Origin of the sequence: Vibrio sp. 1-1(7) (assembly GCF_013048485.1) — a bacterium.
Lineage (GTDB): Bacteria > Pseudomonadota > Gammaproteobacteria > Enterobacterales > Vibrionaceae > Vibrio > Vibrio fujianensis.
In genome coordinates, this window is the sequence record NZ_VHSP01000001.1 from 595,780 (window position 1) to 614,512 (window position 18,733).

General features: G+C 43.9%; 18 protein-coding genes and 2 tRNA genes. 8 read left to right on the plus strand and 12 right to left on the minus strand.

Features of this window, described 5'->3' with window-relative positions; translation table 11 throughout:
* Positions 1-23: 23 nt before the first annotated feature.
* Complete coding sequence (locus tag FKN05_RS02825; RefSeq protein WP_170886866.1) at positions 24-1,244, minus strand: MFS transporter; 1,221 nt, start codon at positions 1,242-1,244, stop codon at positions 24-26.
* A 138-nt stretch (positions 1,245-1,382) separates the two neighbouring features.
* Between FKN05_RS02825 and FKN05_RS02830 the strand changes: the two genes are divergently transcribed.
* A complete protein-coding gene (locus FKN05_RS02830) occupies positions 1,383-2,252 on the plus strand; it encodes a LysR family transcriptional regulator (RefSeq protein WP_170886867.1) in 870 nt (289 codons plus the stop codon).
* Between the two features lie 4 nt (positions 2,253-2,256).
* Here FKN05_RS02830 and FKN05_RS02835 read toward each other — a convergent pair whose 3' ends face one another.
* The gene (locus FKN05_RS02835; RefSeq protein ID WP_170886868.1) at positions 2,257-2,490 is read right to left on the minus strand and encodes a glutaredoxin family protein; all 234 of its coding nucleotides are present in this window, start codon (positions 2,488-2,490) and stop codon (positions 2,257-2,259) included.
* 358 nt (positions 2,491-2,848) lie between these two features.
* Here FKN05_RS02835 and FKN05_RS02840 point away from each other — a divergent pair, with 358 nt between their 5' ends.
* Positions 2,849-3,073, plus strand: coding sequence for a hypothetical protein (locus FKN05_RS02840; protein ID WP_161427251.1), 225 nt, complete (start codon positions 2,849-2,851; stop codon positions 3,071-3,073).
* Between the two features lie 2 nt (positions 3,074-3,075).
* Here FKN05_RS02840 and pilW read toward each other — a convergent pair whose 3' ends face one another.
* Together pilW and metA are read right to left on the minus strand one after the other, a co-directional pair.
* Positions 3,076-3,789, minus strand: coding sequence for a type IV pilus biogenesis/stability protein PilW (pilW, locus tag FKN05_RS02845; protein WP_170886869.1), 714 nt, complete (start codon positions 3,787-3,789; stop codon positions 3,076-3,078).
* A 157-nt stretch (positions 3,790-3,946) separates the two neighbouring features.
* A complete protein-coding gene (gene metA, locus FKN05_RS02850; protein WP_099612518.1) occupies positions 3,947-4,888 on the minus strand; it encodes a homoserine O-acetyltransferase MetA in 942 nt (313 codons plus the stop codon).
* A gap of 273 nt (positions 4,889-5,161) precedes the next feature.
* Between metA and FKN05_RS02855 the strand changes: the two genes are divergently transcribed.
* Positions 5,162-5,536: an ATP-binding protein gene (locus FKN05_RS02855; RefSeq protein WP_099612664.1), complete on the plus strand. Its 375-nt coding sequence runs from the start codon at positions 5,162-5,164 to the stop codon at positions 5,534-5,536.
* A gap of 3 nt (positions 5,537-5,539) precedes the next feature.
* Here the strand turns inward: FKN05_RS02855 and FKN05_RS02860 are convergent, their stop codons facing one another.
* From FKN05_RS02860 to FKN05_RS02880, 5 genes are all read right to left on the minus strand, one after another.
* Positions 5,540-6,688: an ABC transporter permease gene (locus tag FKN05_RS02860; protein WP_099612517.1), complete on the minus strand. Its 1,149-nt coding sequence runs from the start codon at positions 6,686-6,688 to the stop codon at positions 5,540-5,542.
* Positions 6,675-7,838 (minus strand): ABC transporter permease, encoded by a 1,164-nt coding sequence (locus FKN05_RS02865; RefSeq protein ID WP_170886870.1) that lies wholly within the window; start codon positions 7,836-7,838, stop codon positions 6,675-6,677. Before FKN05_RS02865 ends, FKN05_RS02860 begins: the two co-directional genes overlap by 14 nt.
* Before the next feature lie 3 nt (positions 7,839-7,841).
* Entirely contained in the window at positions 7,842-8,816 is a 975-nt protein-coding gene (locus FKN05_RS02870) for an HlyD family secretion protein (RefSeq protein WP_099612515.1), read from the minus strand.
* Entirely contained in the window at positions 8,813-10,255 is a 1,443-nt protein-coding gene (locus FKN05_RS02875; protein WP_170886871.1) for a TolC family protein, read from the minus strand. Before FKN05_RS02875 ends, FKN05_RS02870 begins: the two co-directional genes overlap by 4 nt.
* A gap of 136 nt (positions 10,256-10,391) precedes the next feature.
* Entirely contained in the window at positions 10,392-10,622 is a 231-nt protein-coding gene (locus tag FKN05_RS02880) for a hypothetical protein (RefSeq protein ID WP_161430523.1), read from the minus strand.
* Between the two features lie 497 nt (positions 10,623-11,119).
* On the opposite strand from FKN05_RS02880, the gene FKN05_RS02885 reads away from it, so the two are divergent.
* A complete protein-coding gene (locus FKN05_RS02885) occupies positions 11,120-12,091 on the plus strand; it encodes a chemotaxis protein (protein WP_161433871.1) in 972 nt (323 codons plus the stop codon).
* A gap of 24 nt (positions 12,092-12,115) precedes the next feature.
* On the plus strand, positions 12,116-12,805 hold the full coding sequence (locus tag FKN05_RS02890) for a DUF2726 domain-containing protein (protein WP_099612512.1): 690 nt from the start codon (positions 12,116-12,118) through the stop codon (positions 12,803-12,805).
* Here FKN05_RS02890 and FKN05_RS02895 read toward each other — a convergent pair.
* Positions 12,802-13,860: a GGDEF domain-containing protein gene (locus FKN05_RS02895; RefSeq protein WP_099612511.1), complete on the minus strand. Its 1,059-nt coding sequence runs from the start codon at positions 13,858-13,860 to the stop codon at positions 12,802-12,804. The genes FKN05_RS02890 and FKN05_RS02895 overlap by 4 nt on opposite strands.
* A 35-nt stretch (positions 13,861-13,895) precedes the next feature.
* Between FKN05_RS02895 and FKN05_RS02900 the strand changes: the two genes are divergently transcribed.
* From FKN05_RS02900 to FKN05_RS02910, 3 genes are all read left to right on the plus strand, one after another.
* Complete coding sequence (locus FKN05_RS02900; protein ID WP_099612510.1) at positions 13,896-14,147, plus strand: hypothetical protein; 252 nt, start codon at positions 13,896-13,898, stop codon at positions 14,145-14,147.
* 23 nt (positions 14,148-14,170) lie between these two features.
* Positions 14,171-14,247, plus strand: a tRNA-Val gene (locus FKN05_RS02905).
* A gap of 17 nt (positions 14,248-14,264) precedes the next feature.
* Positions 14,265-14,341, plus strand: a tRNA-Val gene (locus tag FKN05_RS02910).
* A gap of 158 nt (positions 14,342-14,499) precedes the next feature.
* On the opposite strand, the gene vexD is transcribed toward FKN05_RS02910, so the two are convergent.
* Positions 14,500-17,550 carry an efflux RND transporter permease subunit VexD gene (gene vexD, locus FKN05_RS02915; RefSeq protein ID WP_170886872.1) on the minus strand — a complete coding sequence of 1,017 codons (3,051 nt, stop codon included), beginning with the start codon at positions 17,548-17,550 and terminating at the stop codon, positions 14,500-14,502.
* Complete coding sequence (gene vexC / locus FKN05_RS02920) at positions 17,550-18,644, minus strand: multidrug efflux RND transporter periplasmic adaptor subunit VexC (RefSeq protein WP_099612508.1); 1,095 nt, start codon at positions 18,642-18,644, stop codon at positions 17,550-17,552. Before vexC ends, vexD begins: the two co-directional genes overlap by 1 nt.
* Positions 18,645-18,733 lie beyond the last annotated feature (89 nt).

Sequence of the window (18,733 nt, forward strand, 5' to 3'; positions counted from 1 at the left end):
GTCTAGAGTGTGATTCTAGCATGTTAATGGACGGATTTATAAGTTGAAGAAGGCGGTATTTCTTGTGAGCGGGTATGCTGATGGCTGAGTGTCCAACATAAGCTAAAGAGTACACCGTAGATAATTGAGCCGCCAAGTGTCACTATTTTCCAGCCCCCATGTTGCCAGCAATAGAGCAGATAGAAACCACCTAAACTGCCCCCCACATAGTAGTGGACGAGATACAAAGCTGTCGCGGTCGCTTTTGCTTGGGGAGCTTTTTGACTAACCCAAGCATAGGCGAGCGTATGAGTAAAAAAGGCCCCAAAACTAATCAAAATTAACCCTAAAAGCATAAATAGAATCGATTCAATGTTAGCCAACCACATGCCAAGCATGCTCAATATGCCTCCCAGAGCCATACCGATGACGGCGTCAAGCCGTTGCGTCCAATGGCTGGTTAATTTAGAGCTGAGCGTGCCAGCTAAATAACAGAGGAAAATGAAAGAAGCTAAGCCAATAGGAAGTGCGTAAGGTTCTGCAACTAAGCGAAAACCCATGACTGAGTACAGATTTACAAACAGTGCGAAATTGGTGGCACCAATCAGCATGGCTAGCCAAAGCGTTCGATTGGTTAAATGCCGAATCATGGCTTTATTATGATGAAAAAACATCCCTCTTTGAGGCGTGAAATGTTGCTGTTTAGGAAGAAGGATAAAAACAAGTACCGCGCCACATAACGTAAAGAGCGCCATGGTGATGACGGCTGTTTGCCAACCTAATGCATCGGTGAGTAGCCCTCCGGCAATGCGTCCGCAGATCCCGCCCAGAGAGTTTGCGGCAATGTAGCCACCAATCGCTTTATTAAAGGCTTGGGGGGAGAGTTCTTCTACCATATAAGCTACCGCAACCGAAGCAAATGCCGCTAATGCAATTCCCATTAGTGCTCGGGTTAAGACCAAAACCCATAAGTGATCGCTGATCAACATCAGCAATCCAATCAATGGCATAGCAAATAGCCCAAATAACATGACTTGGCGGCGTCCAATAGATTCGGAGCCAATGGCCCAAGGGACTAAACTGATTGAGAGAGCCAGCGTCGATGCGGCGAATAACCAATTAATCTGTGTTTCAGAAACCATAAAATGGTGCGCTAAATAGGGTAGCATCGGCTGAAAAAGGTATAAATTACAAAAAACTAAAAAAGACCCAAATGCTAAAGCGAAGGTGACTTGCCGATATTGTGGGCTGTGTAGTTCAATCATAGAGACTTACCCAAGTGGAGTGTAGTGGTTGATGTGATCAAAGTAACAGCCTTCTTTTAATTAATAAAATATATTAAAATTATCGTTGTAATATATTTGGTTAATGGTTAATGGTTAATGGTTAATGGTTAATGGTTAATGGAAACTCGTCATCTAAAACATTTTTTAGCTGTGGCTAAGTGGCAAAATTTTACTTATGCCGCGCAGCAGTTACATATCGCGCAGCCAGCACTGAGTATTTCAATTAAGAAATTTGAGCAGCAACTTGGGGTGACCCTCTTTAAGCGCGATGATCGTAAAATTACGCTAACCCATGAAGGGCAAGTTTTACTGGAACATGCCAAGCGAATTGATAGGCAAATCGAAGATGCTCAACTTGCCATTGATGAGCTAAAAGGTTTGGTGAAAGGAGAGGTTCGTCTTGGCGCTCCCAGTATGATGGGTAGCTATTTTTTCCCGCAAATTGTTATGGCGTTTAAAAGCCATTTTCCACAACTGAAGATGACGGTGATTGATGCGGGAACTCAATCGATTCGGAAAATGTTATTGTCTGGTGAGTTGGATATTGGGGTGATTTTAAATCAGGATGTGCCGGATGATTTGGAGGTTGATCCGTTACTTTCTTCCCAAATGGTCGCAGTGGTGGGCCCTGAGCATGAGTTGGCAGAACAGAGTGTGATTGATTTTCAGCAATTTTTTTCGCATGAATTAGTGATGTTTAAACCGGGATATTTTCATCGTGAATTTATTGATCATATCTGTAAAAAATATCAGCATACAGCGAATATTTCTTTTGAAACCAATCTATTACCCATGATTCTTAGTATTGTTAAGCATGAATATGCGATTACCGCCTTGCTTGAATTAGTGACAGATAATGAACCTGAAGTCAGGGCGGTTCCTTTTCATCCTCCGTTGTGGCTCGATCTTGCGCTGGCATGGCGTAAAGATGCTTATCTCTCTAATGCGGATAGAACCTTTATCGAGTTCGTCAAACAGTATGTCTAATCGTTTAGCTTTTATTGTGGTAGAGGCGTTCAAAATTACTCGCATTCCATCCGATCATGAGCCGATCGGCAATTTTCAAAACAGGAACGCTGCGAGCCCCTAAAGCATCCAGTTCTTTTCGACCACGTTCCATTTTCGCATTACATAAGCGATATTTTATCCCTTTTGTATCTAAATATTGCTGGGCACTTTTACAGTGAGGGCATTTATCTTTCACATAAAGGACAATACGTTTCATAATCAAGCTCAATGACAGAAAGAGAGCGAGTTTAGCGTTTGAACCGTAGTGATGCAATCGGCGGTGAATCGTTTTTCTCTTTTCGCTAGGGTTTGATTATTTTTAGCCGAGCACATTAATAAACTCAGTTACAGGCCATCAGGTGGATTATGCATTAGCTCTTTTTCTGTCAAAAGCATCGTAACAAGCAGATTTTGAAGTTATTTCCCTGTACACTGAGGTCAACAAATTCTAGTGTTAAATAATAGGAAATTAAGCCATTAATGTCGCTCTAATGAAGAAGTCCTCAAGCTAAAATGAATTGAGCCGATAAAGTCATTAGAGTATTTGCATGGTCAATATGAAGTAAGGGGGCAATATGGATTTTGATTTCTATCTACCCTGTCAGCCTGAGTGGCTTTGTAAGCCTTTCATCGCAATTTTTAGCCTATTGTTATTGATTGGTTTGGCCCTATTTATCCGAATTGGCTATCGAGAATACCTAAAGATTCAACGAGCCAAAAGCGTCAAGCGTCAACGTCGTGTCCATTATCGTGACCGTAAAGGCGGCAAAAATGGTCGACCGACTAACATCAAAAAATAACATTAAGAGAGATTATCGAGCAACGTTTGATACTTTTTCTCTAGTGCATGATTTCCTGCCCGCTGTTCTAATTCAATTAATAATTGTAATGATGCTTTTTGATAGCCATATCGTTGATGTAGCTGCATTAAATGGATACGCGCCGAGTTAAATTCGTTGTCATCCATTTGTAGCTTAGCCAATTGGAGTAGCGAATTTATTCGCGTGGGATCGTGTTCCAAGGCGCGTTTAAAATATTGTTTAGCTTTGAGCGCATCATTAGCTTTTAGGGCACAGAATGCCGCGTTTTCGTAACTCGCAGGGATCAAATAGTAATAAGGTTGCTCTACTGCGCGTATAAAAAACTGATCCGCTTTTGCGTAGTCTCCTTCTTTGCATAAAAATGTTCCGTAATTATTGAGCACGTTACCATTGTGGGGGTTATCGCGCAGTGCTTGTTGATACAAGCGCGCCGCTGATTTTTTTTCACCAACGGTTTCAAAGTAATGTGCCATAGACAGTTGAGAGCGATAGTAGTGAGGAGCGTGTTGCAGGGCGATTTCTAAATTTTGACGAGCTTTGACTCTACTACCGTTTTCTAAATAGCCAAGTCCAAGTTCGATGCGTGATTCTGCCATTTCAATTGGCGTACTGAGCGATTCCGCTTGTTCTTGTTCAGTAATGGTCACGCAGCCCATTAGCCCTATTGATAGAGTTAATGCTGACAGGTATTTCATGGCGTTGCTCCTTAAGACTCAAACCGAAGCTTGGTATATAAGCCATGATAGATAAATCGAACCAAGCAAGAATAGCGTAAGAAAAACAATGCGAGCCAGTTGGCAATCTTAGTGTATCCAAAGCGTGAGGCGCTGCTTTGGATACGATTGATGGAGGCTAGTCGTCTCTAGTAAATCGATCTTCACTAAAGTGTTCGAGATCGTAGGGAGTTTGTTGATATACGCAGTAGTTGAGCCAGTTAGAAAATAATAAATGTCCATGGCTACGCCAACTTGCTCTCGGCTGATTATCTGGATTGTCGTTAGGGTAATAATTAATTGGGATAGGGGGCTGTAGCCCTTCAGCTAAATCTCGCACATATTCTTGATGGAGTGTGTCGGCATCATACTCGGGGTGGCCAGTGACAAATACATGGCGTTTATCTTTTGTTGTTGCTAAGTAGACGCCCGCCATCTCAGACGTGGCGAGAAGGTCTAAATCTGTCTGTTGTGCTAGGTAATCCGCATCAAAATCAGCGTAGCGAGAATGTGGAGCAAGGAATGTATCATCAAACCCGCGTAATAGGGGATGAAAGGATTGATGGATATTGTGGTAATAAACCCCAGACAGTTTTTCAGGTCGAGTCTGTTTGGGCAGGTTATAAAGTAGCTTGAGTGCGGCTTGAGCAGCCCAACAAACATATAAGGTAGAGGTTACATGCTCTTTGGCCCATGCCATGATGCGTTGTAGATGGTTCCAGTAAGCAACGTCTTCAAACTGTACTAAACCTAAAGGTGCACCGGTAATGATTAAACCGTCAAAATTACGATGTTGAACCTTATCAAATTGACGGTAAAAAGCGTTAAGATGTTCTTCGGGGGTATTTTTACTGGGCCGATCATCAATCCGCAATAACTCAATATCGACTTGAAGCGGAGAGTTAGATAATAGGCGCAAAAATTGAGTTTCGGTCTCGATCTTCTTCGGCATAAGGTTCAAGAGAAGAACTTTTAACGGTCGGATTTCTTGGGTTGAAGCGCGAGATTCAGCCATGATAAAGATATTCTCTTTGCGTAAAACATCAGTAGCTGGTAGTTGATCGGGAATTTTAATTGGCACGACATTCTCCCTGATTTTTTGTGGACGTCTATACTTCTAGACTTATAGCGTAGTTGTTGGAAAAAGTCGAGAGTAAAATATTGGTCTTAATTTAATGTATACCCCAATCACTTGGAGTTGTAGGTAGGCGACAAGTGCGTGAACCTCCATGAGCATAGACAGGCGATGTGATTGGGGTGAACGAACGTAGCCAATACCCCTGCTAGGAAGGGCATAACTGGTTAACTATTTGCACTGCCAAGTGATTTGGATAAACAAATGGATGAATTCATGATGGCTTTATCGCTTATTTTGATTCGTGGACTTCCTGGATCAGGAAAATCAACGCTTGCTAAAACATTACCGGCAATACACATAGAAGCCGATATGTATTTTATCAATGAGCACGGTGACTATTGTTATCGCCCAGAAGCGCTATCTCAGGCTCATACGTGGTGTCAACAGCAGACGGAGTATTGGTTAGCACGGGGCGAGAGTGTTGTTGTCGCGAATACGTTTGTCCGCCAATGGGAGATGGATGCATACCGTCAGTTAGCTCAAAAGTATCAAGCTCTATTGGAGATTAAAGTATGCCGAGGGCAGTTTGATAATATTCATCATGTGGATACCGCCACTGTCGCTCGCATGCGTAAACAGTGGCAAGAATAGCGTTTAATCTCGATGCACGAGCGATCCTTTACCTGTACGTTTAAATTGCCACCAAGCTAGACACCCCCACCCTAGGGTTTGTAAGCAAAGCAGTGTCCATTGTGGAGCGATCTGTCGCCATTCTGCCCCCATTTGATTCAAAGCTAAAAAACCTTGAATCCCTGGTGTGCTGGGAAATAAATTCGCTAACCATGTGATAGGTTTAGGAAGCGCTTCAATTGGCCAAATAAAACCAGCCGAGAAAACTAATGGCAAGGAGCTGAATAAAACAATGACCGTGACCAGCTCTCGTCTTGGCGTTAATGCTCCAAGCCAAATACCAATGAAGCTGGCACTTAGGAGAAATGGAAATAACAAGCAAAGAAGATCAATCGGTTGTGCTAATGTATTAACGCCTAAACGGCTAAAGCTTGCACCAAAGTAATATAGGCTTAATAGATAATAACAGGCTGAAAAGAGAAGGCTACGTATGAGAATTAAGCGAAGCGGTGACACTCGGCTCCAATATCCGTTACCTTGCTTTTGCGTCCCGACCAGTAAGCCGACAGCCATGATCAGAGTTTGGTGCAAAATAAGTACAAAAACAGCTGGAACTACATAATCTATGTATCCCATACGAGGATTAAATGCCGGTTTTTGATTTGATTTTAGTGAGAAAACATGATCGAGAGCGATACTTAGTGGTTCCCCCTCGACGATTAGGCGGGAAATTTTGACTTTCGCAGCTAAAGTTCCTCCTGCTTGCGCTAAACCTTCAACGATCGTGCCATAGACCAGAAAATAGGCAGCATCTCCGGCGTAGGCTAGCGTTGGGCTTTTCCCAAGCAGTAAGTCTTTATAAAAGTGTTCAGGAATTACTAAAATTCCGCTGACATCACCATGTAGAAAAGCCAGTTTAGCGTCCTCAATAGAAGGATCGCGCTGAACAATACGCACTTGAGGTGTTGCGTCGACCATTCGTTCAAGTTGATAACTGGTTTGACTTTTATCCAAATTCACCACGGTGATGGGCAGCTCTCTTGGTGTTTGTTGGCTATAGGGAAGCGGATAGAGGAAGGAATAAAAGACAACCCCACCTAACATCGTTAGCATGACGACAGGATTCGTGAGTAGTGCTTTAAGCTCCGCTTTCAATAGTTTAAACAAGGTCATGTTCACCCCCTGATATGGTTTCTTTATTTTGATGTTTACGAATCAAGGCAAGGGTGAGCCATAGTGGAATAAAGTAGCCGATCATTGGAACTAAATGATGCAACGATTGAAGGGCAGTTAGCCCATAATTGACCTGTGAAAGCTGTACTTCAATATAGTGACTAATTGGTAATAAGTTTCGCCAAATTAAAGCAAGGCTATTCATATCTGAAGCTGGAAAAGTAACGCCCATGAAGGCAAAACTTGGTGCTGTGAACGCACCAGCAAAGCTCATCGCTCGTGCTGGATCGAGAGTCAGAAAATAAAAAAAGCAGCCCATGATAATACAGGTGATTACGGTAATCGCTTGAGCAAAAAAGATCACAGAGAGGCTACCGTGCATTGGCCATTGCATAAATCGATAAAAACAGACAAGAAAAATAATGCCCTGTAGTAGAAAAATAATTGCATAAGGAGTCAGGGTTGCGGTTAAACGTCGTAGCGGTCGATCCTCGAGCCAGTGGTGTAGACCATATTCTCTATAATTGGCGGTTAAGATCATAATAGTTAGAACGACAATAAAGATTTGCCATACAGCAGGCACGGCGGCTGAGACTAAAAATTGGGTATAATTATTGTTTTTATTAAATAACGGGGTCATTTGGGTTTGGACAGGAACAGCCCTTCCCATGGCACTTAGCGGTGTTTGATTACCATGAGCTAAGGTTTTTAGCCCTTCTATTTGTGCGTTAAGGGTTCCTTGAGCTTGAAGAATGGCTGAATTGATCAAACGTCCTACTAAGATGTATTGGCTAGTATAAAAAGAGGTTACTTTGGGCTGTTCTCCTCGATAAACTTTTTTATCAAACTGCGGCGGAATGATTACGTAGGCATAAATTTGACTAGTGATTAAATCATCCTTTGCTTGCGCAACGGTTTGATATTGGTGCGTAACGGCAAGGGTTGAAGATGCATCTAAATAGCGAGTCAGTTGACGTGAGAGCTGGCTTTGTGACAAGTCCACAACCCCCACCGGCAAATTGTGTAGCACTCCTTGTGAGAAAATCCACCACAGTAAGGCTCCGATGCATACCGGAACCCATGTTAAGCAAGAGAGTAGCCAATGATCATGGCGTAATAATTGCCATTGTGAAGGTAGATGATGCAGCATAGCTCAGAGCTCAACAGCGACAGTCATACCCATTCTTAAGCCTTCTACAGCCTGAGTCGGGCGAGCTTCAACTTCAAAGGTTCGTAGATCAAAACCTTGAGTGGCATCGGTAGAACGCCAAGTCGCAAAATCACCCATCGCGGCAATATGAGTGACTTTAAACTCAATGGATTGATTTAAAGCGGGAAGAAAGGCTTTGAATGTTTGCCCTTTTGCGAAATTTTGTAGTCGATCTTCCCGCACATTAAATACTGCCCAAGAATCTTGTGTATCAATGACGGTGACGACAGGAAAACCTTGTGGTGCTAACTCTCCATCATGCAGAAGTACCTGAGAAACTTCACCGTTAAACCAGCTTTCTATACGGGTATCTGCTGCATAGGCTTCAACTTCAGCAACGGCACCTGCTGCCATCCGCTCTTTTTCTAATGCCGCGAGAATGGTTTCTTTGCGCGCTCCTTCCTTAGCCATTTCGTACATTTGAAAGGCTGCGCTTTCTGTATGTTTAGCCGCTTGCCATTGAGTGTTTGCTTCATCACGTTTCTGCTCAGAAATCACCCCGTCTTTATAGAGGTTATTTACCCGTAGATAGGTCTTTTGGGCAAGGTCTGCGGCAGCTTTGGCCGTTAACCATTGATCACGTGCGGCATGAATTTGTTGGTTGCGGGATCCCTTTTCTGCTTCTTGAACTAAAGCTCCAGCGGCTTTTTGACCTGCTAAAGCTTGTTCAAGTTTCGCTTCAATTTCCGGGCTATGTAGCGTGAATATCAACTGTCCCTTTTTGACTTCATCCCCCTTACGAACAAATACCTGATCGATACGCCCAGGAACTTTTGATGAAATACTGTATTGTTGCGATTCAATTTGTCCCTGAATACGCATGGGCTGAGGCTGATAGGCCTGATAAAATTGGTAGCCGATCCAAGTGATAGCTGTGATGGTAGTGATAGTAAGAAGAGCCAATTTCACTGCTTTCATGATGGTTCCTTTTGTGAAGTCAGGTCTTGGGTAAATTGCATTGTTAGGGGGATAGCCATCTCTGTATAGTGTGAAAATGTGTTCATTTCACTAGAGAGGGCCAAGAGTTTACACAAGGAAATGAGATAATTAAATCCGGCGACAGCTTGTTGAGTACGGATGCTAGCGACATAGAGTTCAGCATCCACCACATCTAAAGAGGTGGCAAGACCTTGGTTAAAGGCCGACTGCCGAAGAATTAGATTTTCCCGTGCGAGGGATAAGCTAGAATCAAGGCCTTGTACTTCTTCGAGCGCTTGTTCTGCTTCCTTATAGGTTTTTTCAACCAAAACCGTAAGATCTTGTTTGGCTTGAGCGCGTAAAAAACGGACTTGTGAAACCGTGCTATTAGCCGCTTTTACCTGCTCACTTCGTCCGGTATTTTCAAGAAGAGGAATACTGACACCGATACCGACCATCCAATCTGGTTTCATTTGGCTAGCCAACGAGTCATCGTCATGTAAACTATAGTTGCCAAAGGCATAAACCTCTGGATAGTATTTACCTTTTTCTGCTTTAATCAAACTGCTGGCTTGCTTCTCTTTCGCCGCGAGTAATTGTAAGCCTGGGTAGGTAGACAACGTCTGTTCAACAAAGGCGGATAGTGGTGGTAAGCTCTGGTTGATAAAAAGCGGGCCACCCGGTTCAACAAGCTGATTTTCATTTAATATCTGAGTCAGTGCACTTTGAGCGATATCGAGATCTTTTTCTGCTTTTTTACGATCAATCATCGCTTTATCTAGCGAGGCTTCTGCTTGTAAGCGTTCAACGCGTGCAATTTGCCCCTGTTGCTCAAGTTTTAATGCATTGTTTCGGTGCTGGGTTAGGCCTTGCTCTACCGCCACTCGAGTTTTGAGCACCTCTTTTGCTAACACCACGCTATAGTAATATTTCGCTAAATCTTCATAACGAGCTTGTGTCACCATCGCCAGTTGACTTTGTGCTTCTTCTTTTTTCCCTTCAGCGGCAGTCTGTGCGGCATTAATTCGCCCTCCAGTAAAAATGGGCCATATTGCTCTAATGGAAGAGCTAAATATATCGCGTTCAGATAAATGAGTGGTTATCTTAGCAGGATTAATATTCGAGTTAGAAAGTAACCCCGCAATTATCGACGCCATTGAAGAATCTATCGTTGTATTCTCAATCAGCTGCTTGCCTGATACGGAAAGTTCTTTATCCAGCCGAGTGTAGGTGGCCCCTAGTGTAATACTAGGCAAATCAAGAGCACCTGACGCATTTTGCAAATATTGATAACGTTCAACATTGGCTCTTTCTGCGGCTAATGAATGGTTACTTTGCTGCAAAATTTCCCAAGCTTGCTGGAAGGAAATGGGGGCGGCCGATACTGATGAAATACCCAGTAATGAGCATATCAAGAGAGTGAGTGATTTTGGCTTCATCTTTCCGTTCAGAATTTGGTTTAGAGTTAATACTCTATACTATAGATTTTCTACTGGCTTGAGTAGTTTTTTGTTATGACCAAAATCAGGTTGCTGATTCGAAAACTCGAACCAGCAATGCGTTTATTTACTCATTTTATGAGAAATGGTAAGGGCATAAGAAATCGGCTCGCCATACAAGGTGTTTTGTCCCTTGCATTGTGGTCAACACATCCTTTCCTGACATTTGTGGGAACGCAAGCAAGACGCGTAAACTCTGGCTGTCTTCGGCTTCTAATTCATACGCTCGGACATGAGTAAACGTCGAAAGGAGATGCTCGTTTAGCATGTCTCGTGAAAGGCATATACCTAAAGCATCTTTTTCCATTTTTACTATCCTCCTGACAATGTAAGGGTGAGCTAACTACCATGATTTAATAATTATAATTTAGTCTAGAATGGTAATAACTTTTACGCCTTAGATGATTATATAGGGTAACAATCGGATTGGGTAAAAAATAAGCAAATCTTAGTGTGATCAACCGCAAGTTTTGAAGTGCAAATTTGCAAAAAATAGTTAATAGATTTATCAGTATTTTTCGTCCTTTTTATTTATTTTATTCCTTTAAATCATTATGTTAAAAATGATGATTTTCAATGAATGTTCTTTCATGAAATGGATTTATATGGTGCGTTTTGCAGACTAACATGAACGCGAGTTTTGTGCTTAGTGTGGAAAGTACTTTTTGCCCTGTCTTTGAAATATCAGCGATAGCTAACAAAATAGAGAGTCAATATTGTGTGGTTGATTATATTTACGAAAAGTTGGGTGTATACTAAAGAGATGAAACTATATCGTCGACTTGCCTTAAAGATGTGAGCACTATGAGTAATTCAAGCAGTACTATTTTATTAGAAAGCGGCACTAACGAACTAGAAATTATTGAGTTCCACTTGGAGAAACTGTTGCCTAGTGGTGAAACAAAAACTTGTTACTACGGTATTAATGTGGCCAAAGTTCGAGAAGTGATCCGGGTGCCAGAAACCACAGATTACCCGAATGCTCAGCCTCACATGCTCGGTGTTTTTTCTTCACGCGATATTTTAACCCCTTTGGTGGATCTCGCCGGGTGGCTGGGGGTGCCAACTCGAAAAGGTGTCGATAATAAGTATGTGATTGTGACTGATTTTAACCGCATGACAAATGGTTTTCTGATTGACAGTATTAGCCGCATTCACCGCATATCCTGGAATGATGTTGAGTCACCAAGTCAGTTTCTTGAATCTGGTGAACAAGACTGTGTGGTAGCGGTAGTAAGAAAAGAAAATAAATTGATCATGATTCTGGATTTTGAAAAGATCATTGCTGACATTAATCCAGAACTAAGTATGGAAAAATATGACGTTAAAGTCGATCGTTCTGTTGATCTTAATCAGAAAATGGTGACCAAGCGTAATGCAAAAACGGTGATGGTCGTCGATGATTCAGCTTTTATTCGGAGTTTAATCCAAGATACTTTAAGCTCTGCTGGTTATAACGTTATTGCTTGTAAAGATGGTGGGGAAGCTTATGAAAAGTTGATGGATATTCAACGTATTGCTAACGAAGAAAAGCTGCCGGTCAGTGAGTTAATTAACGCTTTGGTGACCGATGTAGAAATGCCTCGAATGGATGGAATGCATTTGGTCAAGCGGTTACGTGAAAATGAGGCCTATAATAATACTCCTATCATTATGTTTTCGTCATTAATGAGCGATGATAACCGAGCAAAAGCATTATCATTAGGCGCGAATGATACCATTACTAAACCTGAAATTGGTCGGTTAGTCAGTATGATGGATGATTGCATTTTTTAACCATCTTGGTTTCAAATAGGTACTATGACGAACATATTTATTATCCTTGCATTATTGGTTATTTTCTTCGTTTTTATTCAGAAGTACGTTATTCGTCAAGAAAGTGACAAAGATTACTCTTATAAGAAGCAGGGGGCATTACTGAATGCTTCTGAAAGTACTTTTTATCATGCATTAAGAGCAGCAGTGGGTGACCATGGTATTGTGTTAGCTAAAGTAAATATGGCAAATGTCGTTACCCCTGGGAAGAAGTTAAAGAAAAAAAGCCAGTTTGCTGCCTATCAGCGAATCGCTAAAAATTATTTTAACTTTATTGTGTGTGACGCTCGTAGCTTAGAGCCAAGAGTTATTATTGAATTAGACGATGGTAAACCATTAGTTAAGGGTAAATTAGAAAGACAAAAACTTTTATTGCATGTTTGCCAATCAGCTAATATCCCATTGATTGGGGCCACCATCAAATACAGCTATCAAGTGGGGAAATTGCGCCGACTACTTGCTGCGCATATTGATTTGATTGAACCTGATAAAGAAATCCGCTTTTGTAAACGCTGCGGTAGCCCTATGGTTATAAAGGTTGCCAGCCAAGGAGAATTTAAAGGGCGAAGATTTTTTACTTGTAGTCGTCAACCTCACTGCACTTATACTGAAAATTACAATGTAGTTTATGAGTTAGAAGAGGTGGAAAATCATCAGAAAGATCTTGAAAATTAAAGAGTCTCAATCTGGGATGAATCGTAAGAAACCTTGGAGGTTTGGCAAATTCTAACTTGATTTCGACCATTTTGTTTCGCTCGGTATAGTTCTAAGTCTGCTAGTTTTATTAATTCATTTAAGTTATCACCTTCTCGGTATTCACAGATGCCAACACTGAGTGTGAGCTGAATCCGTTTGTTATGATGAGAGAATAAGTGGTTCGCCATAATATTACGTAATCGTTCACCTACATGTTCAGCTTGACTCAGTGAATGGTCAAATAGCGTGATACAAAATTCTTCGCCTCCGATTCTGTAGACATTACTGTCACCGACAATATTAGCGAGTAAGTGACTGGTATCCATCAAGACTTTATCTCCAGCATCATGACCAAATTCATCATTGATTTGTTTGAAATAATCTAAATCAAGAATTAAAAGACATAGTGAAGATTGGTTGTCTTTATGATGTTTAAAATTTTGAAAGGCCGCATTGAGTGATAAACGATTGTGAGCTCCTGTAAGAGAGTCTCTTGATGCTAAATAAGTTAACGTATTTTCAATTTTATTTCGGTTAAACTCATAGCTGTGGGCAATAATCCAGATGCCACAATAGCAAACGATGAGATTGATCAAGGTTACTTCGCTGTTGTAACCGGTTGGATGCAATGATTGGTGGAAAATATTGAGTATTTGGATTGTGAGAACGAGTCCGGTGATGAGTTGTGCTTGCTTTAAGCCTAACAAAACATACAAAAGGACTGGGCAAAGTAGGCTCCATAAAAACAGACCATTGCCCATTGGCTGGCTGTAGGTAGCAATGCTAATAATAGTGACTAAAAAATAGGCATACCACCGAATGTGTCGACTAGAGTGTTGGTTCCGTTTTGTCAACTGATGGATATAGGCTGAATGGCAAGCAAACAATAATTCTAAGCCAGCTAAAAAGTAGAATTGTTGATAGGTAATATTGAACATGGCAAAAAATAGAGCCATAGCCGTCATAAACAGGCTTAACCGAGTTAGAACTGATGTTCTTAACGCATGCGAATTGCCAAATAACTTTGCATCCATGTTTTAAAGACTCAATTGCATATTACCTAATTCATATGCGCTATAGTACTTATTTGGTTTCAGCAATCAATAATATTTTTGAATCTAAATCACAAAAAAAGAAGTCGTTTTGGTTAGCTATTTTATTCGTGCTTGTGGATGTTTATCTTCCATTATCACTACAGTGCCATGTTTATGGCTTAATTCCGCAAGTGTGGCGAGTAAAAAAACAGCAAATTGGTGATGTAAAAGCCAATCAGTTCAAAAACATAGAAAATAGACTTGCACTAGCTAACATCAATCGCTAATATCCTCCTCGTTCTCAAGTGATGCGTCCGTAGCTCAGCTGGTTAGAGTATCGCCTTGACATGGCGGGGGTCGGTGGTTCGAGTCCACTCGGACGCACCAAAGAGAATGTTATTTTTGCGTCTGTAGCTCAGCTGGTTAGAGTATCGCCTTGACATGGCGGGGGTCGGTGGTTCGAGTCCACTCAGACGCACCAGTTTATGTAACAAAGCCCGCTATTTATTGGCGGGCTTTGTCGTTTTTGGCGAATCGGGAGCGGTTGGATCTATTATAACTAATAGAGACGTATGAACACTATTGTGTCAACCCACAAGGCTCGATTCTCAAACTTGTGGGTTGATTCCGGTCGTTTAATTACGCTTTGGCGACGTTCACTCTAAACAGCACGGCATAAAAGAGCGGGATCACGACTAAGGTCAGAATGGTGGCAAACAGCAAACCAAACATAATGGTGACCGCCATACTCTTAAAGAATGGGTCTACCAAAAGTGGAGCCACACCTAAAATCGTGGTGAATGCGCCTAGCAGAACTGGGCGTGCACGGCTGACCGCCGCATCAATGATTGCGAAATAAGCTTGTTTACCTTCGCGAATTTCCGCATCCGCTTGGTCAACCAACACAATCGCGTTTTTCACCATCATACCAATCAAGCTTAGGAAACCGAGGATCGCCATAAACTCGAATGGGGTTTGAAAGGCGATAAGGCCAATGGTGACACCCACGACGGCAAAAGGAGCCGTCATCCAGATCACGAGTGGCTGACGCAGTGCGTTAAACATAAACACCACTGCGAGAATCATCGCCGCGAAGCCGTAAGGCGCGGAGATCGCTAAGCCTTCGTTGGCATCTTTCGAGGCTTTGTATTCACCGTACCAAATCAGCTCATAGCCAGCAGGTAGTTCAATCTGCTCGATTTTTTCGCGCACATTATTGAACGCATCACCGGTCATCACTCCGGGCGCTGGGTCAGCTTGTACCAAGATGGTCGGCATGCGGTTAATACGGCGCAGTAAGGCATCTTGATAGACAGTATCGACCGAATCTACTAGTTGGCTCACCGGAACGTAACGCCCCGTTTGCGCGCTGAACACTTCACTGTTTTCAATCGCGCGTTCGTGATTGCGTTCACTTTCTGGTGCGCGCACCATCAGCGGGATCAAGTTATTACCTTCGCGATAAACCCCAACATTACGTCCATTGAGCGTTTGTGCGATCGCGGCACTGATTTCTTGTGTCGTCAAACCAAGACGCTGTGCTTCTTGCGCGGAATACACCGGCTGCAATACCGGCACTTGCTGACGCCAGTCATCTTGCACCGCAATCAGGTTCGGGTCGTTATGCATAATCGCTTTGGCTTGTTCGGCCAATTGGCGCAGCACATGGCTGTCTGGGCCTTTGAAACCGGCTTCAATTTTCTTGCCGCCGCCGCGACCGAGCATAAACTTCCACACCTTGATTGAGGCATCTGGGTATTTGGCATCCAGCTCATTTTGCAGCTCGCCTACTAATGGGGCAATTTTGGTGTAGTCATCAATATCAATCAGCAATTGGCCGTAACTTGGGTTACGCGCCTCGGGTGAGTAGGTCAGCATAAAACGTAGACCACCACCGCCGATGAAACTGGTGATATTGGTAATCCCCTCTTTTTGCGCCACGTCTTTCTCAATGTTGGCGACAACCTGTTCGGTACGGCGAATATCCGATCCTTGTGGCAAGTACACATCCACCACAAATTGCGGGCGTTGCGACTCTGGCATAAAGCCTGGCGGAATAAACTGAGCACCCCACACCGCAGCCACCAAGGTGCCAAGCAGCATCGCACAACTGACCACGTGGTGGCTTAACACCCATTGCAGAACAGCTTTATAACCCGTTACCAATTTAGACGGTTTCGCCTCTTTGGTTGCAGGTTTAACACGTAAAAAGTCATGGCACAGCATGGGGGTGACGGTCACCGCAAACACCCAACTCAAAAACATCGAGTAGAGAATTACCCAAAACAGCGAGCCAGCATATTCGCCCATATCCGAAGGGGACAGGCCAATCGCGCTGAAGGCAAAAATGCCCACCACCGTGCCGCCTAGCAGTGGCCATTTAGTGGCATTAACCACTTCAGAGACCACTTGCTGTTTATCGGCGTTCGGATCTTGTTGAAAACGCACGAGTACACCATCAGTGACCACAATCGCGTTATCCACCAACATACCGAGGGCGATGATGAGTGCGCCGAGCGAAATCCGTTGCATGGCGATGTCATCAATCAGCATGACACATAAGGTGCCGGCCACGGTAAGCAATAGAACAAAACCGATGATGACACCCGAGCGTACGCCCATGAACAGCAGCAGCACGACAAACACGATGGCCACGGCAGCAATCAGGTTATCAATAAAATTGGCCACCGAAGCGCGCACCGAGTCAGACTGCATCGAAATCACATGCAGATCCATGCCCAGTGGGCGCTGGCTTTCAAGTTCAGCCAAGCGTGCTTTGACGGCATCGCCCATCTCCACCACGTTACCGCCAGTGACGTTTGAGATACCAAAGCCAATTGCACGCTGACCGTTATAGCGCATCAACATCGATGCTGGTTCGGTGTAGCCACGGCTGATGTTGGCAATATCACCTAGGCGCACAACCGCATTGTTGCTACCGACCGCCACTTGCAAATTAGTGAGGCCAGCCAAAGAGCTGATGTTGGATTTTGGGATCACTGGAATGCGCATTTGCTTTGCATCGACGCTGCCTGCAACGGTGACTAAGCTCTGCTTTTGTAGCACTTGCAGTACGCGTTCAACCGAAAGGCCAAATTCCGCCATGCGTTCGCTGGACATCTCGATAAAAATCGCTTCTTGCTGCTCGGCCAATGTGGCGGCTTTGGCTACACCCGGCACCAAAACCAATTCACGGCGCAGCGTATCGACGTAGTCTTGTAGCTGTTTGTCGCTAAAGCCTTCCCCCGTCACCGCATAAAACAGCGCGTACACGTCGGAGAAGTCATCATTGACAATCGAAGCGCCTGCTCCGGGAGGCAGTTGGCGCTGCGCATCCGCGACTTTGCGGCGTAACTTGTCCCACACCTGCTGCAGCTGCGCCGAGGATTTGGCAAATTCGAGTTTGATTTCCACCGTCACTTCAGAGCGGCCTTGCATCGAAACCGATTTGACTTCTTTTAGCTCTTGCAGGGCTTGCACCGCGCCTTCGATGACATCGGTCACTTCATCTGCGACCTCTTGCGCGGTTGCACCCGGATAAGGCGTCACAATCACCGCTTGGCGAATGACAAACTCAGGATCTTCAAAGCGACCCAATTTGAGGTAGCTGATGTAGCCGCCAATCAAGGTCAGGGCTATCAGCACCCAAACGCTAGTGCGTTTGGCAAGGGTATAACGTGCAATATCCATTATTGGGCTCCGCTGTTATCCGTGTAGGGACGAACGGTCATGCCTTCGCGAACACTCGAAACACCGGCAATGATCACTTGCTCACCTGGTTCGAGATGCTGGGTAATCACTACGCGATCTTTGTAGGTGGTGCCAATGTCCACGTAACGTTTTTCCGCTTGGTCTTGCGCATTGACCACCCACACAAACTGTTTGCCTTGGTTATCTGGTACTAGGGCGGTCAGTGGTAGGGTGATCAGCGTGTTTTCAGCGGTTGGATTGTCGGCAACCGGCAGCACTTTGGCTGACATGCCAGGCATCACGCGAAAGCCTTTTAAATCTTCAAAACCAAGCACGACAGAGTAGGTTTGTGAATCCGAACTTGGCTGAGTGGAGTAGGTACGCAGCTGTAAATCAAATTGCTGATTAGGAATCGCACTTAGCTCGGCGATCGCGCGGGTATTGCGCACACCAGAGAGCATGACACGATGCGGGATCTCAATCGCCACTTCCAAATCATTCAAATCTTGCAAAATCATGATCACTTGATTGGCTTGCACTTGAGCAAAATTCTCGACGGCTTTTTCACTGATGACGCCATCAAACGGGGCAATGATTTGGGTGTATTCCAGTTTACGTTTTGCCTCTTCGACGCGGTTTTTGGCAAGGTCGTAGCGATTAGTGACTTTATCCAGCTCGGCTTTAGAAATGGCTTGGGTTTTATCAAAAATAGCCTTGGCGCGGCGGTACTCTTGTTCGGTGTTTTTTAGCTCAAGTTGCGCAGCTTCCAGTGCCGTTTTGGCATCTCGAGAGTCGAGGCTCGCCAGTAATTGGCCTTTTTTAACTTGGTCGCCTTCTTTTACCGCGATATCCGTTAAGCGGCCACTGATGCGAAAGGCGAGATCAGCGCGCTGAGCGGCGCGTACCACGCCATTAAAGGTGAGATCGGAAGCGCGTTGACTTACGACAATCTCGGTTAATGCGGGTTTGACCACAGGAGCGGGGGCGTTGACTTGCGGCGCTTCACCGCAGCCAGTTAGCAATAAAGCCGAGGCGATCACCGCGCTAAGCAATGAGCGCTTTGCAGCCATTGAACGAGTAAAAAAAGGATTCATAGTATGTTGCACCTCAATTTCACTATTGGGAAGGGGGATTGGGTGTGAATATCCCTACACTATTTGATTTTGGTTGTCCCCTCCAGTTA

What these genes read in the sequence shown, in the direction of transcription:
- pilW (WP_170886869.1), bottom strand. Translation starts at nt 3,789, where the DNA reads ATGAAATACCTGTCAGCATTAACTCTATCAATAGGGCTAATGGGCTGC.
- FKN05_RS02835 (WP_170886868.1), bottom strand. Translation starts at nt 2,490, where the DNA reads ATGAAACGTATTGTCCTTTATGTGAAAGATAAATGCCCTCACTGTAAA.
- FKN05_RS02830 (WP_170886867.1), top strand. Translation starts at nt 1,383, where the DNA reads ATGGAAACTCGTCATCTAAAACATTTTTTAGCTGTGGCTAAGTGGCAA.
- FKN05_RS02870 (WP_099612515.1), bottom strand. Translation starts at nt 8,816, where the DNA reads ATGAAAGCAGTGAAATTGGCTCTTCTTACTATCACTACCATCACAGCT.
- vexC (WP_099612508.1), bottom strand. Translation starts at nt 18,644, where the DNA reads ATGAATCCTTTTTTTACTCGTTCAATGGCTGCAAAGCGCTCATTGCTT.
- FKN05_RS02900 (WP_099612510.1), top strand. Translation starts at nt 13,896, where the DNA reads ATGCGCTATAGTACTTATTTGGTTTCAGCAATCAATAATATTTTTGAA.
- FKN05_RS02895 (WP_099612511.1), bottom strand. Translation starts at nt 13,860, where the DNA reads ATGGATGCAAAGTTATTTGGCAATTCGCATGCGTTAAGAACATCAGTT.
- FKN05_RS02865 (WP_170886870.1), bottom strand. Translation starts at nt 7,838, where the DNA reads ATGCTGCATCATCTACCTTCACAATGGCAATTATTACGCCATGATCAT.
- FKN05_RS02855 (WP_099612664.1), top strand. Translation starts at nt 5,162, where the DNA reads ATGGCTTTATCGCTTATTTTGATTCGTGGACTTCCTGGATCAGGAAAA.
- FKN05_RS02885 (WP_161433871.1), top strand. Translation starts at nt 11,120, where the DNA reads ATGAGTAATTCAAGCAGTACTATTTTATTAGAAAGCGGCACTAACGAA.
- FKN05_RS02880 (WP_161430523.1), bottom strand. Translation starts at nt 10,622, where the DNA reads ATGGAAAAAGATGCTTTAGGTATATGCCTTTCACGAGACATGCTAAAC.
- FKN05_RS02825 (WP_170886866.1), bottom strand. Translation starts at nt 1,244, where the DNA reads ATGATTGAACTACACAGCCCACAATATCGGCAAGTCACCTTCGCTTTA.
- FKN05_RS02860 (WP_099612517.1), bottom strand. Translation starts at nt 6,688, where the DNA reads ATGACCTTGTTTAAACTATTGAAAGCGGAGCTTAAAGCACTACTCACG.
- FKN05_RS02875 (WP_170886871.1), bottom strand. Translation starts at nt 10,255, where the DNA reads ATGAAGCCAAAATCACTCACTCTCTTGATATGCTCATTACTGGGTATT.
- FKN05_RS02890 (WP_099612512.1), top strand. Translation starts at nt 12,116, where the DNA reads ATGACGAACATATTTATTATCCTTGCATTATTGGTTATTTTCTTCGTT.
- FKN05_RS02840 (WP_161427251.1), top strand. Translation starts at nt 2,849, where the DNA reads ATGGATTTTGATTTCTATCTACCCTGTCAGCCTGAGTGGCTTTGTAAG.
- vexD (WP_170886872.1), bottom strand. Translation starts at nt 17,550, where the DNA reads ATGGATATTGCACGTTATACCCTTGCCAAACGCACTAGCGTTTGGGTG.